21 protein-coding genes are annotated in these 19,375 nt (G+C 65.7%); 17 read left to right on the top strand and 4 right to left on the bottom strand.

The features are described from left to right. The first annotated feature begins 24 nt into the window (after positions 1-24). The 7 genes from E8M84_RS09775 (at position 25) to E8M84_RS09805 (ending at position 6,226) form a co-directional block, all read left to right on the top strand. A complete protein-coding gene (locus E8M84_RS09775; RefSeq protein WP_137111028.1) occupies positions 25-972 on the top strand; it encodes a carbohydrate ABC transporter permease in 948 nt (315 codons plus the stop codon). Continuing rightward, positions 969-1,910: a carbohydrate ABC transporter permease gene (locus E8M84_RS09780; RefSeq protein WP_137111029.1), complete on the top strand. Its 942-nt coding sequence runs from the start codon at positions 969-971 to the stop codon at positions 1,908-1,910. Before E8M84_RS09775 ends, E8M84_RS09780 begins: the two co-directional genes overlap by 4 nt. A gap of 102 nt (positions 1,911-2,012) precedes the next feature. After that, positions 2,013-2,150: a hypothetical protein gene (locus E8M84_RS09785; protein ID WP_240790344.1), complete on the top strand. Its 138-nt coding sequence runs from the start codon at positions 2,013-2,015 to the stop codon at positions 2,148-2,150. 3 nt (positions 2,151-2,153) lie between these two features. Beyond that, entirely contained in the window at positions 2,154-2,519 is a 366-nt protein-coding gene (locus E8M84_RS09790) for a VOC family protein (protein ID WP_137111031.1), read from the top strand. After that, positions 2,512-3,606: an ABC transporter ATP-binding protein gene (locus E8M84_RS09795; protein ID WP_137111032.1), complete on the top strand. Its 1,095-nt coding sequence runs from the start codon at positions 2,512-2,514 to the stop codon at positions 3,604-3,606. The genes E8M84_RS09790 and E8M84_RS09795 overlap by 8 nt, the downstream gene beginning before the upstream one ends. After that, positions 3,599-4,591, top strand: coding sequence for an ABC transporter ATP-binding protein (locus tag E8M84_RS09800; RefSeq protein WP_137111033.1), 993 nt, complete (start codon positions 3,599-3,601; stop codon positions 4,589-4,591). Before E8M84_RS09795 ends, E8M84_RS09800 begins: the two co-directional genes overlap by 8 nt. Before the next feature lie 12 nt (positions 4,592-4,603). Further along, positions 4,604-6,226, top strand: a complete 1,623-nt coding sequence (locus E8M84_RS09805) for a dihydroxyacetone kinase subunit DhaK (protein WP_137111034.1) — start codon at positions 4,604-4,606, stop codon at positions 6,224-6,226. Between the two features lie 93 nt (positions 6,227-6,319). On the opposite strand, the gene E8M84_RS21430 is transcribed toward E8M84_RS09805, so the two are convergent. The 4 genes from E8M84_RS21430 to E8M84_RS09820 all read right to left on the bottom strand — a co-directional run bounded on the left by E8M84_RS21430 (position 6,320) and on the right by E8M84_RS09820 (position 8,931). Beyond that, complete coding sequence (locus E8M84_RS21430; RefSeq protein WP_170971899.1) at positions 6,320-6,496, bottom strand: hypothetical protein; 177 nt, start codon at positions 6,494-6,496, stop codon at positions 6,320-6,322. Between the two features lie 206 nt (positions 6,497-6,702). Beyond that, entirely contained in the window at positions 6,703-7,086 is a 384-nt protein-coding gene (locus E8M84_RS09810) for a VOC family protein (protein ID WP_137111035.1), read from the bottom strand. Between the two features lie 184 nt (positions 7,087-7,270). Beyond that, on the bottom strand, positions 7,271-8,488 hold the full coding sequence (locus E8M84_RS09815; RefSeq protein ID WP_137111036.1) for an ROK family transcriptional regulator: 1,218 nt from the start codon (positions 8,486-8,488) through the stop codon (positions 7,271-7,273). A gap of 14 nt (positions 8,489-8,502) precedes the next feature. After that, on the bottom strand, positions 8,503-8,931 hold the full coding sequence (locus tag E8M84_RS09820) for an RbsD/FucU family protein (protein ID WP_137111037.1): 429 nt from the start codon (positions 8,929-8,931) through the stop codon (positions 8,503-8,505). Between the two features lie 237 nt (positions 8,932-9,168). Between E8M84_RS09820 and E8M84_RS09825 the strand changes: the two genes are divergently transcribed. From E8M84_RS09825 to deoC, 10 genes are all read left to right on the top strand, one after another. Further along, the gene (locus E8M84_RS09825) at positions 9,169-10,188 is read left to right on the top strand and encodes a sugar ABC transporter substrate-binding protein (protein WP_137111038.1); all 1,020 of its coding nucleotides are present in this window, start codon (positions 9,169-9,171) and stop codon (positions 10,186-10,188) included. Positions 10,189-10,322: 134 nt separating this feature from the next. Continuing rightward, positions 10,323-11,399 (top strand): ABC transporter permease, encoded by a 1,077-nt coding sequence (locus E8M84_RS09830; protein WP_137111039.1) that lies wholly within the window; start codon positions 10,323-10,325, stop codon positions 11,397-11,399. Beyond that, positions 11,399-12,175 carry an ATP-binding cassette domain-containing protein gene (locus E8M84_RS09835; RefSeq protein WP_205914589.1) on the top strand — a complete coding sequence of 259 codons (777 nt, stop codon included), beginning with the start codon at positions 11,399-11,401 and terminating at the stop codon, positions 12,173-12,175. Before E8M84_RS09830 ends, E8M84_RS09835 begins: the two co-directional genes overlap by 1 nt. A gap of 303 nt (positions 12,176-12,478) precedes the next feature. Then, complete coding sequence (locus tag E8M84_RS09840) at positions 12,479-15,307, top strand: monovalent cation/H+ antiporter subunit A (protein WP_137111041.1); 2,829 nt, start codon at positions 12,479-12,481, stop codon at positions 15,305-15,307. Then, positions 15,307-15,648, top strand: coding sequence for a Na+/H+ antiporter subunit C (locus E8M84_RS09845; protein WP_137111042.1), 342 nt, complete (start codon positions 15,307-15,309; stop codon positions 15,646-15,648). Before E8M84_RS09840 ends, E8M84_RS09845 begins: the two co-directional genes overlap by 1 nt. Next, positions 15,645-17,150, top strand: a complete 1,506-nt coding sequence (locus E8M84_RS09850; protein ID WP_137111043.1) for a monovalent cation/H+ antiporter subunit D — start codon at positions 15,645-15,647, stop codon at positions 17,148-17,150. Before E8M84_RS09845 ends, E8M84_RS09850 begins: the two co-directional genes overlap by 4 nt. Continuing rightward, positions 17,147-17,635, top strand: coding sequence for a Na+/H+ antiporter subunit E (locus E8M84_RS09855; protein WP_137111044.1), 489 nt, complete (start codon positions 17,147-17,149; stop codon positions 17,633-17,635). The genes E8M84_RS09850 and E8M84_RS09855 overlap by 4 nt, the downstream gene beginning before the upstream one ends. Then, a complete protein-coding gene (locus E8M84_RS09860) occupies positions 17,635-17,904 on the top strand; it encodes a K+/H+ antiporter subunit F (protein ID WP_137111806.1) in 270 nt (89 codons plus the stop codon). Before E8M84_RS09855 ends, E8M84_RS09860 begins: the two co-directional genes overlap by 1 nt. Then, the gene (locus E8M84_RS09865) at positions 17,901-18,269 is read left to right on the top strand and encodes a monovalent cation/H(+) antiporter subunit G (RefSeq protein ID WP_137111045.1); all 369 of its coding nucleotides are present in this window, start codon (positions 17,901-17,903) and stop codon (positions 18,267-18,269) included. Before E8M84_RS09860 ends, E8M84_RS09865 begins: the two co-directional genes overlap by 4 nt. 98 nt (positions 18,270-18,367) lie before the next feature. Then, a complete protein-coding gene (gene deoC, locus E8M84_RS09870; RefSeq protein ID WP_137111046.1) occupies positions 18,368-19,357 on the top strand; it encodes a deoxyribose-phosphate aldolase in 990 nt (329 codons plus the stop codon). The last annotated feature ends 18 nt before the right edge of the window (positions 19,358-19,375 follow it).

A 19,375-nucleotide genomic window follows, 5' to 3' on the forward strand; every position in this document is an offset into this window, starting at 1 on the left:
CGCGCATCCCCCCACGGATCCCGGATCATGGCAAACCCCATCGACATCGCAGCACAGGCCACTCCGCCGACGATTGCCCGCAAAGTGCGCGGCCTTTCGGACCGGGCCATCGCGTGGATCTTCGTGGCCCCCACGATCTTCCTGCTGCTGGCAATCAACATCTTCCCGCTGATCTGGACGATCCGCCTGTCCTTCACCAACTACGCCGCCAACAAGCCGAATGCCGAGGTGAAATGGGTCGGTCTGCGCAACTATGAACGCATCCTGACCGATGAAGACATCTGGTCGCACATGACCACCACGGCGCATTTCCTGATCTGGACCATCTTCTTCCAGGTCCTGATCGGCTTTACCCTCGCCTGGCTCATCAACCGAAAGTTCAAAGGCAACGACCTGCTGACCACGCTGATCGTCCTGCCGATGATGCTGTCCCCTGCCGTGGTTGGGAACTTCTGGACCTTCCTGTACCAGCCGCAGATCGGGGTGGTGAACTACGTCGTCGAATTCTTCACCGGCATCCCCGCCGCCAGTTTCTCGATGCTCGGCCCCGGTGGGTTGGCCCCCTGGTCGATCGTCATCGTCGACACCTGGATGTGGACGCCCTTTGTGATGCTGATCTGCCTCGCGGGCCTCCGCTCCATCCCCGACTACATCTATGAGGCAGCCGAAGTCGATCGCGCCTCGAAATGGCGGCAGTTCTGGACCATCACCGTGCCCATGGTGTTGCCTTTTCTCATGTTGGCGGTGCTTTTCCGGGGCATCGAGAACTTCAAGATGTTCGATATGGTCAATTTGCTGACAGGGGGCGGCCCTGGAAGCGAGACGCTCCTCACCTCCATCGACCTCAAGCGCGAAGCCTTCGAGAAGTGGCGCACCGGCTATTCCTCGGCCTACGCGATCATCCTGTTCGTCACGGTCTTCGGCCTTGCGTCAATCTACGTGAAGGCCCTGAACAAGGTGAAAGAAAGATGAGCGCCTATTCCGTCACCGAACCTTCGAAGGCCTCCAAGTGGGCCGCAGGCCTCCTGGTCACGCTTTACACAATCATCACCCTTCTGCCGCTCGTCTGGATCATCTCCACCAGCTTCAAGACCGGGCCGGATTCGATATCCTATCCGCCGAAGGTCTTCTTCGACCCCACGGTCGAAGGCTACGTCAACCTCTTCACCACCCGCACCCGCCCCGCCGTATCGGAACTCGAAGCCCTCCCCCCGCCCGACGGCCTGATGGAAGAAATCGCCCGCCGCCAGGGCACCATCATCACCGGCCCCTCGCGCTTCGGCGAAAGGTTCATGAACTCGGTCATCATCGGCTTCGGCTCGACCGCGCTGTCGATCTTCCTCGGCACGCTGGCCGCCTATGCCTTCAGCCGCTTCAAAGTCCCGCTGAAGGATGATCTTCTGTTCTTCATCCTCTCCACCCGGATGATGCCCCCCATCGCCGTCGCGATCCCGATCTACCTGATGTACCGGGAACTGGGTCTAAGCGACACGCATCTCGGCATGATCCTCCTCTACACCGCCGTGAACATCTCGCTGGCCGTGTGGCTCCTGAAGGGCTTCATCGACGAGATCCCCCGCGAATACGAAGAGGCGGCGCTGATCGACGGCTACACCCGCTTTCAGGCCTTCCGCAAAGTCGTCCTGCCGCAGGCCGCAACTGGCATCGCTTCGACCGCGATCTTCTGCCTCATCTTCGCCTGGAACGAATACGCCTTCGCCGTCCTTCTCACCTCGGGCAACGCGCAGACCGCGCCCCCCTTCATCCCCACGATCATCGGCGTCGGCGGCCAGGACTGGCCCGCTGTGGCCGCAGGTGCGACCCTGTTCCTGCTGCCGGTGATGATCTTCACCATTCTCCTCCGCAAACACCTCTTGCGTGGGATCACCTTCGGAGCCGTCCGCAAATGACCAGCGCCAGAAAAATTTTCGCCGAAAATTTTTCGGCCCCAGCGGAGCGCAGCAATGTCCTTTCTTGACGGACTCCTCCGCCTTCGCCGTGGCCCGTGGGAAATGCTCGCCACCATCCTGATCGCCCTGGGCGTGGTGATGCTGATGCAACCCTTCTTACTCTGGGCCTACACCTGGTCCTTCCTCGTGACCCTGATCGGCACGGTGATGTTCATCATCGTGTCGCACTTCCCGGAATAGCCGATGCTGGAAAAGCTCTCCCCCATCCTCCCCGCCCGCGACATCGCCGAGACCGAGGCCTTCTGGCAGCGCTTGGGCTTTCACACCGTCTACGTCGACGCCACCTACCTCCTGATGAAGCGCGAAGGGGCCGAGGTTCACTTCTTCCACCATGCCACCCTCGACCCCTTCAAATGCGACCACGGCGCCTATCTGCGCCCGTCCGACATCAACACGCTTGACGCCGAGTGGGCGACGCTCGGCCTTCCATCCACCGGCATCCCTCGCCTGGAACGGGCGTCCGACAAGCCCTGGGGCATGCGCGAACTGGCGCTCCTCGACCTCAACGGCAACCTTATCCGCGCCGGGCAGGAGACCCCCATTGGCTGAAATCGTCATCAAGAACCTCCGCAAGGAATTCGGCGCGTTTACCGCCGTCAAGGGCTCAAGCTTCACCATCAAGGACGGTGAGTTCTTCATGCTCCTCGGCCCTTCGGGTTGTGGCAAGACCACCACCTTGCGGATGATCGCGGGCCTGGAACTCCCGACCTCCGGCGAGATCCTGATCGACGGCGAAGATGTCAGCCAAAAGCCCGCCAGCCAGCGCGACATCGCCATGGTCTTCCAGATGTTCGCCCTCTACCCGCACATGAACGTTCGCAAGAACATCGCCTATCCCCTTGTTTCCCAAGGCGTCCCAAGGGCCGAGGTGCAGCGCAAGGTGGCCGAGGTCGCCAAGATCCTCCGCATCGACCACATGCTCGACAAACCCGTTGGCGGCCTTTCTGGCGGCGACCGCCAGCGCGTCGCCCTTGGTCGCGCCATCGTGCGCAACCCCAAGGCTTTCATGATGGACGAACCCCTGGGTGCCCTCGACGCCGAGTTCCGCGAGATCATGGCCGAAGAGCTTCGCGCCCTTCATGACCGCATGCACGCGACCACAGTCTACGTCACCCACGACCAGCTGGAAGCGATGCAGATGGGCGACAAGATCGTGGTGATGAACCACGGCGTCGTGGAGCAGTTCGGCACCCCTCAGGACATCTACGACCACCCAGCCACCCTGTTTGTCGCCGACTTCATCGGCAGCCCCGCGATGAACTTCCTCCGCTTTGAAGGCACCGCCACCGCAGGCGCGGAACAGGTCAGCCTGGGAGACACCCCCATCCCCCTCCCCCAACTGCAGGAACCCGCGGCAGGCGCCTTGGTCCTCGGCGTCCGCCCCGAACACGTTGCCCTCTCCGACACGGGCGCACTCAAGGGCCGGATCGAAGCCACCGAATACCTCGGCACCACTCAGATCGTCACCCTCTCCACCCCCTTCGGCCCCGTGAAAGCCCGCACCCCCTCTACCACCCCCGCGAAACCTGGCGACCTCACCGGCCTCACCCTCAACACTCCGCGCCTCTCGCTCTTCGACGCCACCACCGGCCGCGCCATCCGCACCGCCGCCAACGCCGGGGTCTTCCATGGCTGAGGTCCAGCTCTCCCACCTGTCCAAGTCCTACGGCGCCACCCAGGCCCTCAAGGACGTCACGATGACCATCCCCAGCGGCGCCTTCGTCGTCCTCCTCGGCCCCACCGGAGCTGGCAAGACCACGACGCTGAGACTTATCGCCGGCCTCGACAAACCCGATGCGGGCGACGTCCGCATCGACGGGGCTAGCGTTCTGCAGGACACCCCCGCCCAGCGCGACGTTGCGATGGTCTTCCAGCAATACTCGCTCTACCCCCACCTCACCGTCCGCGAAAACCTGGCCTTCCCCCTCCGCTCGCCCATGATCGCGATGCCCGAAGCCGAGATCACCAAGCGCGTCGCCGAGGTCGCCGAGGTCCTGCGCATTCCCCACAAGCTCGACAACAAGGCCACGGCCCTCTCGGGCGGAGAGATGCAGCGCGTCTCCATCGGCCGCGCCCTCGTCCGCAACCCCCGTATCTACCTGATGGACGAACCTCTCTCCTCCCTCGACGCGAAACTCCGCGCCGACCTCAGGATCGAGCTGAAACGCATCCACAATGACCTCAACGCCACCTTCCTCTACGTCACCCACGACCAGATCGAGGCGATGACGATGGCCACCCACGTCGGCGTGCTGGATCACGGCAAACTCGTCCAGTTCGGCACCCCCCGCCAGATCTACGAGGAACCCGTCTCCACCTACGTCGCCTCCCGCCTCGGCCAGCCGCACATCAACCTCCTCCCCGCCTCGGCCTTCAGCAACGCCCCAGCCAACGCCGCCCAGATCGGCCTCCGCCCCGAACATATCCACGTCGGAGATGGCCAACCCGCCACCATCACCCGCGTCGAACACCTCGGCGACCAGACCCGCCTGCATCTTTCCCTCGGCCCCCATGCCCTCATCACCCTGACCGAGCCGCACACCGCCCTCAAACCCGGCGAAACCCTCCATATTCGCCCCCACAACCCCCTCTGGTTCGACGCCTCCGGCAATCGCATCTGAAAGGCCAACCCCATGAAACAGTTCATGAACTCGCGTGAGACGCTGATCACCGAAGCCATCGACGGCCTCCTCAGAACCTCCGGCGGGAAACTCGCAAGGCTGGACGGCTACCCCCACATCCGCGTCGTCATCCGCACCGACTGGGACCGCTCCAAGGTCGCCCTCGTCAGCGGTGGAGGCTCCGGCCACGAACCAAGCCACGCCGGTTTCGTCGGCCAAGGCATGCTCACCGCCGCCGTCTGCGGCGACGTCTTCGCCTCGCCTTCGGTGGATGCCGTGCTGGCAGGTATCCTCGCCGTCACCGGCAAGGCAGGCTGCCTTCTCATCGTCAAGAACTACACCGGCGACCGCCTGAACTTCGGCCTCGCCGCCGAACGGGCCCGCGCCTTCGGCCTCAAGGTCTCGATGGTCATCGTCGACGACGACATCGCCCTTCCCGACCTGCCGCAAGCAAGGGGCGTCGCCGGAACCCTCTTCGTCCACAAGATCGCCGGAGCCATGGCCGAATCCGGCGCCGACCTCGACACCATCACCGCCGCCGCCAACACCGTCATCAAGGGCGCCGTCTCCATCGGCATGTCCTTGGACACCTGCACCGTCCCCGGCTCGCCCAAGGAAGACCGCATCAGCGCCGGCAAGGCCGAGCTTGGCCTCGGCATCCATGGCGAAGCCGGGATCGAACAGGTCGACTTCTCCGGCGCGCAGTCGGCCATGCAGATGGTGGCTGAAAAACTCCTGCCCCACACCGGGCCGGGAGACCACGTCGCCCTCCTCAACAACCTCGGCTCCACCACGCCCTTGGAGATGTCCGTCCTCGCCGAAGAACTCGCCCGCTCCCCCTTGGGCGCAAAAGTCAAATGGATGATCGGCCCGGCCCCGCTGATGACCTCGCTCGACATGCACGGTTTTTCCGTCTCGCTCCTCCCCGTCGACCACGCGCAGGTGACCAGCCTCGCCGCCCCCGTCGCCCCCCACGCCTGGCCCGGCCTCTCCCCCTTCGGCGCTGTCGCCGTAAAACCGCTCCCCGACGGCCTCGCCCCAATCCAGCCCGTCCCCAGCGCCCACCCCGCCCGCCGCGCCCTGATCGAGCGCTGCTGCAAGGCCCTCATCGCCATCGAATCCGACCTGAACCAGTTGGACGCCAAGTCCGGCGACGGCGACACAGGCAGCACTCTGGCCGGAGCCGCCCGCGCCCTCCACGCCGCCCTCGACCGCCTCCCCCTCGCCGACCCGACCCAGCTTTACCGCGCCATCGGCATGGAACTGTCGCAGACCATGGGCGGCTCCAGTGGCGTCCTCCTCGCCATCTTCTTCGCCGCCGCAGGCGACGCGAGCGCCTCCGGCAAAACCTGGATCGGCGCGTTGACCGCAGGCCTGGACCGCGTGATGCAGGTCGGAGGAGCCGCCCCCGGCCACCGCACCATGATCGACGCCCTCGCCCCCGCCCTTGCCGCCCTCCCGCAGGGGGTCGCCGCCGCCGCCAAAGCCGCCCGCGAGGGCGCGAATGCCACCGCCCAGATGACCCGCGCGAAGGCAGGCCGCGCGAGCTACCTCGCCGCCGACAAGCTCAAGGGGCACAACGATCCGGGCGCAGAGGGCGTGGCGCGGTTGTTCGAGGATCTCGCCAAGGTCTGATCCCGCAGACCACCTGTCATCCCAGCGAATGCGGGGTCCAGTGCAATCAAGAGTTGCCGCCATCGTAGGGTGCGCTACAGCGCACCGACGCGACTACCACCTGCCCCGTTCGTCGCCCTTCTTCCCCAAACGGTAGAAGGGCCAGGCGACAATCGCGGCCACGGCAAAGAACGCAATCACCCCGCGTTCATTGTAAATGGCATAGCCTAGGCCGGCAAAGCAGACCAATAGCTTCCACCAGTCCTGTTTGATTGCATCCCTGAACTTCACGGAGACTGCCCACTCTGTTGCCTAGGAATGCAGTAACTGCCGGGCTTCCAGCTTGCACAGCCTCTACAATTCGTACACCCCCGGAAGACGGGGGTCTAGAGAGGCGCGGTCCTCGCTCCTATTCACCTGTTCCCGAATATCCCACAGGGGTCCGGGGGTGTGAAACCCCCGGTCGCCAGCCACAAGGCTCCCCGCCAGACCGCCCGCTAAGCAATATCCTCATGCAAACACAGGATATTGCCCTCGGGATCATTGAACCAGGCCGCCTTCTCGGACCCCAGGACGCAGACATGCTCCACCGTCTTGAACCCCGGCAGGTCATAGTCCGCGAAGACCACGCCCCGGCCCTCCAGCTCGGCAATCGAGGACCGGATGTCATCCACCCGGAAACTCAGCGCGGTATGTTCGGCCTTGGTCCCCTCGGGCTTGGGGAACAGCGCGATTTCGGTGCCGCCGCAGTGGTAGACCACCTTTCCGTCAGGCCGCTCCTCGCCCGACGGCAGCGCCAGCGCTCGCTCGTAAAAGTCACGCGCGCGGGCAAGATCACGAACCGGAAGCATCACTGTCACCTGTTGGGCACTGAGTTGCATGGCACACTCCCTCCCTTCGATCGGACAGGATCAGTCTACGCCTCCAAGCGATTCCTTGCCAGCGGCCCGGCAGCATCCCAAGCCATCACACCCGCCCACCCCTCACCCCGGGTTAACACCCGGTAAACGCCCACGCCCATCCCCCTGATTCCAAAACGAAATCAGAAAATGTCCACCGTGGACACTACCCCTCGCGCACGGCCACGTTCTGGTCGATCAGATACCGCTGCGACAAGGGGATCGCTGCAGCCCCCAGGGCCCGGGCATCCGCCCCCACCGTCCCCTCCCGGATCATCGGAGGTTCGATCCCGGCCAGGTCCAGCCCCAGAAGCGCCCCTTGCGTCCGCCGCACCATCTCGGCCCGCACCGAGACCGGCATCCACCCGTCAATCAGCACCGCCTCGATCTCCAGCAAGGCCGCCGCCGCCAGCGTCGCATGGGCCAGCGCCCCCGCGGCCTGATCCAGCCACGGTTCCAGCACGGCGGAAGACACCTCCCACCGGTCATGCTGCGACCAGAGGTGATCGGACCCCTCGCCCGCCGCCTCCATCGCCTCGGCCAGCACCGACATCGAGGCGAGGTCGATCAGTCGCCGCGTCCCGCCGCCCGGCGCAGGCACCTGGATCGACCCCACCGCCGCCGCGTTGCCGGTCCGGCCGAGGTAAAGCTGGCCGTTCATCACCAACCCCCCGCCGATGAAGGTCCCGAAGTAGAAGTAGAGGAAGTCCTTCGGCCGCTCCCCCGTTCCGAAGATCAGTTCCGCCCCGCAAGCCGAGGTCGCGTCGTTCTGGACATAGACCGGCAGGCCGGTGATGGCCCCAAGCTCGGCTCCAAGGTCGCGGAACCGCCAGGCATCCATTTCTTCCTGCGGGACCCCGAGGACGGAGACCCAGTTCCACAGCTGGAACGGCATCGCCACGCCCATCCCCATGATCCGCCCCCGCAACGCCGGAGGCAATTCTCCCGCCAGCGCCGGGGCCGCGTCACGGACAAACCCCACCACCGCATCAGGTGTCGGATAGCGGTAGACCTTCCGCCGCGCGGCGCGCAGCCGTCCGCGGAAGTCGGTCAGCACCAGGTCGGCCGAGCGTCGCCCCAGCTTGAGACCGAAGAAGAACGCCCCCTCCGCCGCCAGGGACATCGGGATCGAGGGCTGGCCGACACGGCCCCGCACGGGTTCGCCCCGTTCCAGCAGGCCCTCGTCCTCCAGCCCGCGCATGATGACGCTGACCGTCTGCGCCGAAAGCCCCGTCATCCGCGCGATGTCGGACTTGGGCAGCGCCCCGTTCTGGCGGACCAGCGACAACACCAGCCTTTCGTTGTGATCGCGCATGCCGGACTGGTTGGTGCCGCGCAGGACAGAGCCTTCAGCGGGGCTACGGTCGGGTGAGGAGTCCTGCATCCGCTCTGCCCCCCTCAGGCCCCGATCACGCCCTTGCGCAGGATGACATTGGCAAACAGCGCCGTCTCGCTGGTTGCCACGATCGCATGCGCGGCCCGGATGCGCGGATAGAGCGCCTCGCCAGACAGGGGAACCACTTTCATCCCCGGCGCCATGCGCGCGAAAAGCGCATCGATCTGGCGATGAATCCCGGCGGCTTGCACCGGGTCGTTGTTCAGGCTGGCGCGAAACAGGGCAGCCGGGACCGCGCGGTCCAGAGGCATCACCGTCAGCACCGCCTCGGCCACCGCCAGCAGCCCATGGCCATCGGCCCGGACCAGGCGCCGCGCGTGGTCGGCGGCCGGGTAGTTGCCGTCCACGATGGCGATCTCGTCGCCGTGCCCCATTGCCCGCAGCACGGCCAGGAAGTCCGGCCCCAGCAAGGGCGGTATACCGATGAGCATGCGGGCCTCCCCTCCTTGCAGGTGCGCCGGATTCGTCCCCACGGCGCAGCCACGCCCCGGACAATCTGATGCAGACTGGCGAGCGATCCGTCTCCTGTCAATAATAAATCAGAGTGATTTAATTATCTTGACGTGAGCGATGGAATCGGCTTTTCTGAGCAGCGTCGCAAGGCTCTCCAGCCTGGCGCGTGAATTTCTGAAACGGGGGCAAAAATGCCCCCACTTGGGAGGAAGACCATGAAAGTCATCACCAAAGCCCTTCTGGGCGCAGGCGCACTTGCGCTGTCGGCTGGCGTCGCTTCGGCGCAGGACGGCGTCTCGGCCTGCCTGATCACCAAGACCGACACCAACCCCTTCTTCGTGAAGATGAAGGAAGGCGCCGAAGCCAAGGCGGCCGAGCTGGGCGTGACCCTCAAGTCCTATGCAGGCAAGATCGACGGCGACCACGAAAGCCAGGTCGCGGCGGTCGAGGCCTGTGTGGCCGACGGCGCCAAGGGCATCCTGATCACCGCCTCGGACACCAAGGCCATCGTCGATTCGGTCAAGGCCGCCCGCGACGCCGGTGTTCTGGTGATCGCGCTCGACACCCCGCTCGATCCGATCGACGCGGCCGATGCGACCTTTGCCACCGACAACTTCCAGGCGGGCCTCCTGATCGGCCAGTGGGCCAAGGCGACGCTGGGCGACGCGGCCGCGAACGCCAAGATCGCGATGCTTGACCTTGCCATCTCGCAGCCGTCGGTCGACGTCCTGCGCGACCAGGGCTTCCTGACCGGCTTCGGCATCGACACCGTCGACATCAACAAGTGGGGCGACGAGACCGACCCGCGCATCGTCGGCAACGAAGTCACCGCCGGGAATGAAGAAGGCGGCCTGAAGGCGATGGAAGCCCTGCTGGCCAAGGACCCGGACATCAACGTCGTCTACACGATCAACGAGCCGTCGGCCGCCGGTGCCTTCGAGGCGCTGAAAGCCGCTGGCAAGGAAGGCGTGCTGATCGTCTCGGTCGACGGCGGCTGCCCGGGCGTCGCAGACGTCAAGGACGGCGTCATCGGCGCAACTTCGCAGCAGTATCCGCTGCTGATGGCGTCGCTCGGAATCGAAGCCATCGCCAAGTTCGCCGCGGACGGCACCAAGCCGGCTCCGACCGAAGGCAAGGCCTTCTTCGACACCGGCGTGGCGCTGATCACCGACAAGCCGGTCGAAGGCGTCGAGTCGATCGACACCACCAAGGGCACCGAGCTCTGCTGGGGCTGATCTGACACGTTGGGCGAACGCCGCAGTTGATTTGCGGCCCGCCTTGACCCCATGCTGACGTGCAAGGGCGGCCATCGCGCCGCCCTTCGCATAACCGGCCCGTCCAGTGCAGGCGGGCCCTCGGGAGGGAACGCATGAGCAATGACGCAAAGTCGGTTTCCGGCACTTATGAGGCTGGCCTCAAGGGTGCCGTCGAAACGGTGGCCGAGTTTCACGAAGACCAGGGTCCGCTGAAGAAGCTGCAGCACTGGCTGCACCAGACGCCGTCGGCGGTGCCGATGATCGTCCTGGTCGTCTCGCTGATCATCTTCGGCTTTTTGGCGGACAACTTCTTCAAGGCGGCAACGCTGTCGACGATCCTGCAGCAGATCGCCATCGTCGGCATTCTGGGCTGCGCCCAGACCATCGTCGTCCTCACCGCAGGCATCGACCTTTCGGTCGGCGCCATCGCCGTGTTCTCCTCGGTCCTGATGGGCCAGATGTCCTTCCGCTATGGCATCCCGGCCCCGGTCGCCATCGCCATCGGCCTGGCACTTGGCACTGCGATGGGTGCACTGAACGGCTTCCTGATCGCGCGACTGCGCCTGCCGCCGTTCATCGTCACGCTCGGGACCTGGCAGATCCTGCTTGCCTCGAACTTCATCTATTCCGCGAACGAGACGATCCGCTCGTCCGACATCTCGGAACAGGCCCCGGCGCTGCGCTTCTGGGGCAATGCCATCGAACCCGGGGGCGTCAAGATCCTCTACGCCGTCTTCCTGATGATCGCGCTGGTGGCCATCATGGCCTATGTCCTGCGCAACACCGCCTGGGGGCGGCATGTCTATGCCACGGGCGATGACCCGGATGCAGCCGAACTGGCGGGTGTGCCGACCAAGAAGGTGCTGATCCAGGTCTACGCCCTGGCCGGCCTCTTCTGCGCCATCGCAGGCTGGGTGATGATCGGCCGCTTCGGATCCGTCTCGCCCACAGCCTCGACCGGCCAGCTTGGCAACATCCAGTCGATCACTGCCGTTGTGATCGGGGGGATCAGCCTCTTCGGCGGGCGCGGCAGCATCGTCGGCATGTTCTTCGGCGCCCTGATCGTTGGCGTCTTCGAGATGGGCCTGCGCCTTGTCGGCACCGACCCGCAATGGACCTTCTTCCTCATCGGCGTGCTGATCATCTTCGCCGTCGCCGTGGACCAATGGATCAGAAAGGTGTCTGGCTGATGGAACCGATCCTCAACGCAAAAGGCCTGACCAAGCGCTACGGCAAGGTCACCGCGCTGAACAACTGCGACTTCGAGCTGTATCCCGGCGAGATCCTCGCCGTGATCGGCGACAACGGCGCGGGCAAATCCACGCTGATCAAGGCGATCTCCGGGGCCGTGGTCCCGGACGAAGGCCAGATCTTCCTCGACGGGCGCGAAGTCAGCTTCAAGACCCCGATCGAGGCCCGCGCTGCCGGGATCGAGACGGTCTACCAGACGCTCGCCATGTCCCCCGCGCTCTCCATCGCCGACAACATGTTCATGGGCCGCGAGTTGCGCGCGCCCGGGATCATGGGCAGCCTCCTTCGCAAGCTCGACCGCCCGAAGATGGAGAAGTTCGCGCGGGAGAAGCTGAACGAACTGGGGCTGATGACGATCCAGAACATCAACCAGGCGGTGGAGACGCTGTCGGGCGGCCAGCGGCAAGGGGTGGCCGTGGCCCGCGCCGCCGCCTTCGGGTCCAAGGTCGTGATCCTCGACGAACCGACCGCCGCGCTGGGGGTCAAGGAAAGCCGCCGTGTGCTGGAACTGATCCGTGATGTCCGCGCACGCGGCATCCCGATCATCCTGATCAGCCACAACATGCCGCATGTGTTCGAGGTCGCCGACCGCATCCACATCCACCGGCTGGGCCGCAGGCTGTGCGTGATCAATCCCAAGGACTATTCAATGTCCGACGCCGTCGCCTTCATGACCGGCGCAAAACTTCCCGAGGGCGTGACCGAGCCGGTCTGACCCTCGCCGCGGCGGCAGTCCGGGGAGGGGTTGCCGCCGCCCTTTCCAGCCTTGCACCCGGCTCCTTGGGCGCAGGGTGCCCAGGCTCAGCCAGCGCCACTCCTTCCAATGGCCCTTTGCCAGATACTCGCCGCGGAACGCATATCCTGTTCCGCCTTGCGCCCCCAGGGCACGGCCTCCGGCAGGAAAACCTGCGGTATCTCGGCGCATGGGGCTTGAAACCCTTGACCAAAGGCCCAAAATCGGCCGAAACCCGCCGCGACGCGAAACCGCACCCGCCGCCACGACGAGGAAGCCGCCTGAATGTCCCTAGCCCTGATTGCGGCGCTTCCCTTCCTTGGTGCGCTTCTGCCCGGCCTGATGATACGCGCCGGACGCACCGCCTGCGCCACGGCCACCGGTGCGGTCACTGCGCTTGCTCTATTCCTTCTGGCTCTGCAGGCCCCCGCCGTCCTGCGCGGCGAGGTGGTCCAGACCCGGATCGACTGGCTGCCCGCGCTCGGCCTCAACGCCACCTTCTTCCTCGACGGGCTTGGCCTTCTCTTCGCGGGCCTGATCCTGGGGATCGGCCTTCTCATCATCCTTTACGCCCGCTTCTACCTGTCGAAGTCGGATCCGATGGGGCAGTTCTACACCTACCTCCTCCTGTTCCAAGGGGCGATGGTGGGGATCGTCCTGTCCGACAACATCTTGCTTTTGCTCATCTTCTGGGAGCTAACCTCGCTTAGCTCCTTCCTCCTCATCGGCTACTGGAAACACCTGCCCGAAGGCCGCCAGGGCGCGCGGATGGCGCTGGCAGTCACCGGAGGCGGCGGGCTGGCGATGATCGCGGGTATGCTGATCCTGGGCAACATCGTCGGCAGCTACGACCTGACCGTGATCCTTGAAAACAAGGACCTGATCCAGGCCTCCGACTGGTATCTGCCCGCCCTGATCCTGATCCTGCTCGGCGCCTTCACCAAATCGGCGCAGTTCCCGTTCCACTTCTGGCTTCCGCACGCGATGGCGGCCCCCACCCCGGTTTCGGCCTATCTGCACTCGGCGACGATGGTGAAGGCGGGCCTGTTCCTGATGGCGCGGATGTGGCCGGTGCTGGCAGGCACGCCGGAATGGTTCTGGATCGTCTCGACCGCTGGCCTCGTGACCATGGTCATGGCCGCCAAGATCGCCTTCTTCAAGGACGACCTGAAGGCGCTTCTGGCCTTCTCGACCGTCAGCCACCTTGGCCTGATCACCATGCTTCTGGGCTTCGGCACCAAGGCCGCCGCCACCGTCGCCGTCTTCCACATCATCAACCACGCCACCTTCAAGGCCGCGCTCTTCATGTCCGCCGGGATCGTCGATCACGAGGCGCACACCCGCGACCTCCGCCGCCTCGGGGGCTTGCGCACCCTGATGCCGATCACCTTCGGCATCGTGGTCCTCGCCAGCCTCTCGATGGCCGGCATCCCGCCCCTGAACGGGTTCCTGTCCAAGGAGTTGATGCTGGAAGAGGCCGCCCACACCACCTGGATCACGCCCTGGGCGATGGGTCTTCTGGCCACCATCGGCGCGATGTTCTCGGTCGCCTACTCATTCCGCTTCCTGGCTCATGGCTTCCTCGGCCCGGTGCGCGACGACTATCCCCACAAGCCGCATGATCCTGGCTTCGGTCTCTGGGCCGCGCCCGGCCTGCTGGCTGCACTCGTCGTCATCATTGGTCTTGTTCCCATGGCCACCGCCGCCTGGCTGGTCGATGTCGCCGCCAGCGCGGTGACCGGCGAGGCGGTCCATGTGCACATCTCGCACTGGCACGGGCTTTACGCCCCCGCGCTCTGGATGTCGCTGGCGGCCATCGGCGGCGGGCTGGTGATGCTTGGCGCCTATCCACGCCTCCGGGCGATGTGGGACGCCACCCCGCGCCCCGAGGCCAAGCGCATCTTCGACGGTATCGTCGAACCGCTGGCCGCCCTGTCCCGCAGCGTGACCGAAGGCCTGCACAACGGCGGCTTCGCCCGCTCGCTGGTGCTGGCCGTCCTGGCCATCGCCGGGGCCGCGTACTGGGCCTTCGACGGCGGGTCCCACCTTGCCGGATCTCGGCCGACGCTGCCAGTCACCCCCGTCACGGCCATCGTCTGGGCGGTCATGGTGATTGCCGCCCTCGTCACCCCGTTCCTGCACCGCAACCGCTTGGTCGCACTGATCCTGACCGGGGTCGTGGGCCTGCTCATTGCCCCGCTCTTCATGCTGTTCTCGGCCCCCGACCTTGCCCTGACCCAGCTGTCGGTCGAAGTGGTGACCATCCTCCTGATGCTTCTGGCGCTCCATTTCCTGCCGAAAGAGACTCCCGTCGAAAGCACCGTCCCGCGCCGCCTGCGCGACGCAGGCATCGCCGGGATCGCCGGGATCGGCATCGGCGGGCTGGCCTACGCGATGATGACGCGCGGCCCCGCTTTCGATCCGATCTCGCATTTCCACCTTGCCCAGTCGAAACCGGGCGCGGGGGGGACCAATGCCGTCAACACCATCATCGTCGACTTCCGCGGCTATGACACCTTCGGCGAGATCATCGTCCTTGGCATCGCCGCGCTGGTGATCTTCGCGCTGTCGCGCACCCTGTTGCACGACGCGACCGTCAACCGCCGCCTCGCCGCGCAGCCGCGGCAAGCGGAATCCGGTGACCGCCACCCGATGATGCTGGTCGTCTCCACCCGTCTCCTGCTGCCAATGGCGATGATGGTGGGCGTCTACATCTACCTGCGCGGCCACAACCTGCCGGGCGGCGGCTTCGTCGCGGGCCTTGTCTTTGCCATCGCCTACCTGATGCAATACATGGCCTCGGGCTATGACTGGAGCCACGCCCGCCAGCGCTATGACCACCACGCGCTGATCGGCTGGGGCGTCCTGATCGCGTCGCTGGCCGGGATCGGCCCCTGGTTCCTTGGCCTGCCGTTCCTGACCTCGGGCTACGAATACGTCCATCTCTGGCCGCTGGAGGAATTCGAAGTCGCCACCGCCGCAATCTTCGACCTAGGCGTCTTCCTCTGCGTCCTCGGCGCGATCCTGCTGGCGTTGGCCTCGCTGTCGCGCCTGGCCCTGCGCACCGGGGAAGGGGCGAACACCCGGGCCTATGACATCGAGGAGGGCACCTGATGGAACTCCTCGTCGCCATCGCCATCGGCACCCTGACCGCCGTCGGCATCTACATGACACTGCGCCTGCGGACCTTCCCGGTGATCCTGGGCCTGACCTTCCTGTCCTATGCGGTGAACCTGTTCCTCTTTGTATCGGGCCGCCTGACGCTGAACGCCGCCCCCATCATCGGCACCCCCGAACCCTATGCCGACCCCCTGCCTCAGGCCCTGGTCCTGACCGCCATCGTGATCTCGTTCGGGATGACGGCCGTCATCATGATCATGGCCATCGGCGGCTACCTGTCCGCAGGGCACGACCGGATCGACCTCGATGCCGCGGAAGACGGGGACGCCAAATGAGCCACTGGATCATCGCCCCCGTCGCCCTGCCTGCCCTCGTCGCCGCCCTGATGGTGATCGGCCTGCGCGGCCAACTGTCCCTGCAACGCATCGCGAGCCTCGCCACGATCCTGGCACTGAACGCCGTCGCCGTTGCGCTTCTCTGGTCGGCCACCCTGCACGGCTCCGAGGCCTATTTCCTCGGCGACTGGCCCGCCCCCTTCGGCATCGTCCTGGTCCTCGACCGCCTCTCGGCGCTCATGGTCGCGCTCCTCGCCCTCCTCGCCCTCATCTCCACACTCTACGCCATCGGCTCGAGCTGGGACGCCAAGGGCGCGCATTTCCACCCGCTTCTCATGTTCCTCCTGATGGGCATCGGCGGAGCCTTCCTGACCGGCGACGCCTTCAACCTCTTCGTCTTCTTCGAGGTCCTGCTCATCGCCTCCTACGGCCTGATGATCCACGGCGGAGGCGCCGCCCGCACCCGCGCGGGCATCCAGTACGTCGCTTTCAACCTGGTCGGCTCCTCGCTGTTCCTCTTCGCGCTGGCACTCCTCTACGGGGTCACCGGCACGCTCAACATGGCTGATCTCGCGCAGAAACTCCCGACACTTCCCGAAGGCGACACTGCCCTTCTGAGGGTGGCGGCCGTCATGCTGATCCTGGTCTTCGCCATCAAGGGCGCCCTTGTGCCGCTGCAGTTCTGGCTGCCCGGGACCTATGCCAACAGCCCCGGAGTCGTCGCCGCGATGTTCGCCGTGATGACCAAGATTGGCGCCTATGCCACCCTGCGCGCGGGCACGCTGATCTTCCCCGAAAGCCTTCCCGCCACCGGCCCGCTTCTGCAAGACCTGATCCAGCCCGCCGCGCTGGTCACCCTCCTTGTCGGAGCGGTGGGGGTCCTTGGCGCCAATACCCTGCCCCGCCTCGCGGCTTTCGCGGGTATCGCCTCGATGGGGACGGCCTTCCTCGCCATCTCGGCCTTCACGCCGCAAACGACGGCGGCCGCGCTCTACTACATCCTGCACTCCACCCTGGCGACCGCGGCCCTGTTCCTGGTCGCAGATCTTGTCACCCGCCACCGCGCCCATTTGCGCCTGACCGAAACGGCTCCCGCCATCGCCCAGTCCGGGCTGATCTCCGCGCTCTACATGGCTGCGGCCGTGGCCATCGCCGGGATGCCGCCGTTGTCTGGCTTCATCGGCAAGCTTCTGATCCTCGACGCCTTCCGCGATCAGGCCCCGCTGGTCTGGTCGGTGGTCCTCGTATCCTCGTTCCTGATGATCCTCGGCCTAGCCCGCGCCGGGTCGCTGGTGTTCTGGAAGGCCAGCGCTCTGGACCCTGACCCGGACGAGCCCGTCCGCGAACCCCTGGCCTTTGCGGCGACCTTCGCGGCCTTGACCCTGCTTGCCGCCCTGACGGTCCTTGCTGGCCCGATCACCGGCTGGCTGACCGACACCGCCAACAGCCTGGCCGATCCGGCAGCCTATATCGCGGCCAACAAGCTGGGGGCAGGACAATGAAGCGCCTCTTCCCCCACCCCTACCTGACGCTAACCCTGATCGTCCTGTGGTTCCTTCTGGTCAACCAGTGGAAGGTCGGCAGCCTTGTGATGGCCATCATCCTCGGCACGGTGATCCCGCTTCTGACCTCGGCCTGGTGGCCCGACCGCCCGCGCGTCAAGCGCCCCTTCAGCCTTGCCGCCTACAGCCTTCTGGTCATGTGGGACGTGATCGTCGCCAACTTCCAGGTCGCCCGCATCGTCCTTTTCACGCCGCGCGACAAGATCCAGTCGAACTGGGTCACCGTGCCCCTCGACCTGCACTCGCCCGAGGCGATCAGCCTCCTCGCCGGAACCATCACCATGACCCCCGGCACGCTGACCGCCGACATGTCGGCCTGTGGCCGCGCGCTCCTCGTCCATTCGCTGCACGCCCCGGACCCAGATGCCGTGCGCGACGACATCAAGGCCCGCTACGAATCCCGGCTGAAAAGGATTTTCGAATGATCCTGTCCTATGCCCTCGGCTTCTTCGTCGGCAGCATCGCCCTTGCGCTGATCCTGAACCTCTGGCGTCTGTTCACCGCGCCCACCGTGACCGACCGCATCCTGACCCTCGACACGATGACCGTGAACGTCATCGCCCTTGTCGTCGCCTATGGTATCTGGGCGGGCACCGGGCTTTACCTCGAAGTCGCGGTGCTCTTCGCCCTGACCGGCTTTGTCGGCACCGTCGCCTACTGCAAGTACCTTCTGCGCGGGAGCATCATCGAATGACCACCGCCCTTGCCCTCGAACTCTTCCTCTCCGCGATCCTTTTTGGCGGCGGCATCTTCGCCCTCGTCGGTTCCTACGGCCTCCTCCGCCTGCCCCGGCCCATGCAGCGCCTGCATGCGCCGACCAAGGCCACCACCATTGGCGTCGGCGCGGCGCTGCTGGTCTCGGCGCTCGATATGCTGGGCCAGGGCCAGATCAGCTGGCAAGAGGGTCTCATCACCCTCTTCCTCCTGCTCACTGCGCCCATCTCGGCGCTGTTCATGGCCAAGACCCTGATCCTGCGGGGCGAGGCTGATCCCAACCTGCCCGACACTGGAACCGGCAAGCCTTGGGCGACCCTCGGCCAGGAACGCCCCGATCCCTGAATTTGACCATTCGGTCAGAAATTTGCCCCCACGCCCCTTGCGCGGGGCCGCCCCCGCATGGCATCGTCGCCCGCATCCGGCACCTTCGGGGAAATCCCATGAACACGCTGTCCCCGGCCCAGGCGGGCCTGCTGCCCCAGGTCACCCATGCCCGGAACCCCGGCATGGCCTTGGACCTCGACTGGGTCGCCTCCATCCAGGCCAACACCTCCGCCATCGAACGCCGCGCGGCCACCCTGCCCGGCCGCCGCTCGGTCAAGAAGGACTATCAGGCCGCCTGGCTGTTGAAGGCGATCTCCCTCATCGACCTTACCACCCTTTCCGGCGATGACACCGCCGGCCGCGTCCAGCGCCTCTGCGCCAAGGCCCGCCAGCCGGTGGCACCCTGGATGCTCGAGAAACTCGGCATGCCCGGCCTCACCACCGGAGCAGTCTGCGTCTACCACGAGATGGTCGAAACCGCCGTCCGCGCGCTTGAAGGCACCTCGATCCCCGTCGCCGCCGTCTCCACCGGCTTCCCCGCAGGCCTATCCCCCTACAAACTCCGCATCGCCGAAATCGGCGAAAGCGTCCGCGCCGGGGCTAAAGAGATCGACATCGTCATCTCCCGCCGCCATGTCCTGACCCAGAACTGGCAGGCCCTCTACGACGAAATGCGCGACATGCGCGAAGCCTGCGGCAACGCCCATGTGAAGGCCATCCTCGCCACCGGCGAACTCGGCACCCTCCGCAACGTCGCCCGCGCGAGCCTCGTCTGCATGATGGGCGGCGCCGATTTCATCAAGACCTCCACTGGGAAAGAGGCGGTCAACGCCACCCTCCCCGTCTCCCTCACCATGATCCGCGCCATCCGCGACTACGAGGCCCGCACCGGCTACAAGGTCGGCTACAAACCCGCGGGCGGCATCGCCAAGGCCAAGGACGCGCTGGTCTATCTGACGCTGATGAAGGACGAACTCGGCCACCCCTGGCTGCAACCCGACCTCTTCCGCTTCGGCGCGTCCTCCCTGCTGGGAGACATCGAGCGCCAACTCGAACACCACCTCACCGGCCACTACTCGGCTGGCTTCCGCCACGCGATGGGCTGAGGAATGCCCGTCACCGAA

Origin of the sequence: Rhodobacter sp. SY28-1 (genome assembly GCF_005222785.1) — a bacterium.
Classification (GTDB): Bacteria; Pseudomonadota; Alphaproteobacteria; order Rhodobacterales; family Rhodobacteraceae; genus Tabrizicola.

Coding starts and splice junctions, on each gene's coding strand:
- E8M84_RS09855 (WP_137111044.1), top strand. CDS start 17,147: ATGAAGCGCCTCTTCCCCCACCCCTACCTGACGCTAACCCTGATCGTC.
- E8M84_RS09785 (WP_240790344.1), top strand. CDS start 2,013: ATGCTCGCCACCATCCTGATCGCCCTGGGCGTGGTGATGCTGATGCAA.
- E8M84_RS09820 (WP_137111037.1), bottom strand. CDS start 8,931: ATGCTCATCGGTATACCGCCCTTGCTGGGGCCGGACTTCCTGGCCGTG.
- E8M84_RS09840 (WP_137111041.1), top strand. CDS start 12,479: ATGTCCCTAGCCCTGATTGCGGCGCTTCCCTTCCTTGGTGCGCTTCTG.
- deoC (WP_137111046.1), top strand. CDS start 18,368: ATGAACACGCTGTCCCCGGCCCAGGCGGGCCTGCTGCCCCAGGTCACC.
- E8M84_RS09835 (WP_205914589.1), top strand. CDS start 11,399: ATGGAACCGATCCTCAACGCAAAAGGCCTGACCAAGCGCTACGGCAAG.
- E8M84_RS09790 (WP_137111031.1), top strand. CDS start 2,154: ATGCTGGAAAAGCTCTCCCCCATCCTCCCCGCCCGCGACATCGCCGAG.
- E8M84_RS09780 (WP_137111029.1), top strand. CDS start 969: ATGAGCGCCTATTCCGTCACCGAACCTTCGAAGGCCTCCAAGTGGGCC.
- E8M84_RS09865 (WP_137111045.1), top strand. CDS start 17,901: ATGACCACCGCCCTTGCCCTCGAACTCTTCCTCTCCGCGATCCTTTTT.
- E8M84_RS09815 (WP_137111036.1), bottom strand. CDS start 8,488: ATGCAGGACTCCTCACCCGACCGTAGCCCCGCTGAAGGCTCTGTCCTG.
- E8M84_RS09825 (WP_137111038.1), top strand. CDS start 9,169: ATGAAAGTCATCACCAAAGCCCTTCTGGGCGCAGGCGCACTTGCGCTG.
- E8M84_RS09810 (WP_137111035.1), bottom strand. CDS start 7,086: ATGCAACTCAGTGCCCAACAGGTGACAGTGATGCTTCCGGTTCGTGAT.
- E8M84_RS09845 (WP_137111042.1), top strand. CDS start 15,307: ATGGAACTCCTCGTCGCCATCGCCATCGGCACCCTGACCGCCGTCGGC.
- E8M84_RS09850 (WP_137111043.1), top strand. CDS start 15,645: ATGAGCCACTGGATCATCGCCCCCGTCGCCCTGCCTGCCCTCGTCGCC.
- E8M84_RS09800 (WP_137111033.1), top strand. CDS start 3,599: ATGGCTGAGGTCCAGCTCTCCCACCTGTCCAAGTCCTACGGCGCCACC.
- E8M84_RS09805 (WP_137111034.1), top strand. CDS start 4,604: ATGAAACAGTTCATGAACTCGCGTGAGACGCTGATCACCGAAGCCATC.
- E8M84_RS09830 (WP_137111039.1), top strand. CDS start 10,323: ATGAGCAATGACGCAAAGTCGGTTTCCGGCACTTATGAGGCTGGCCTC.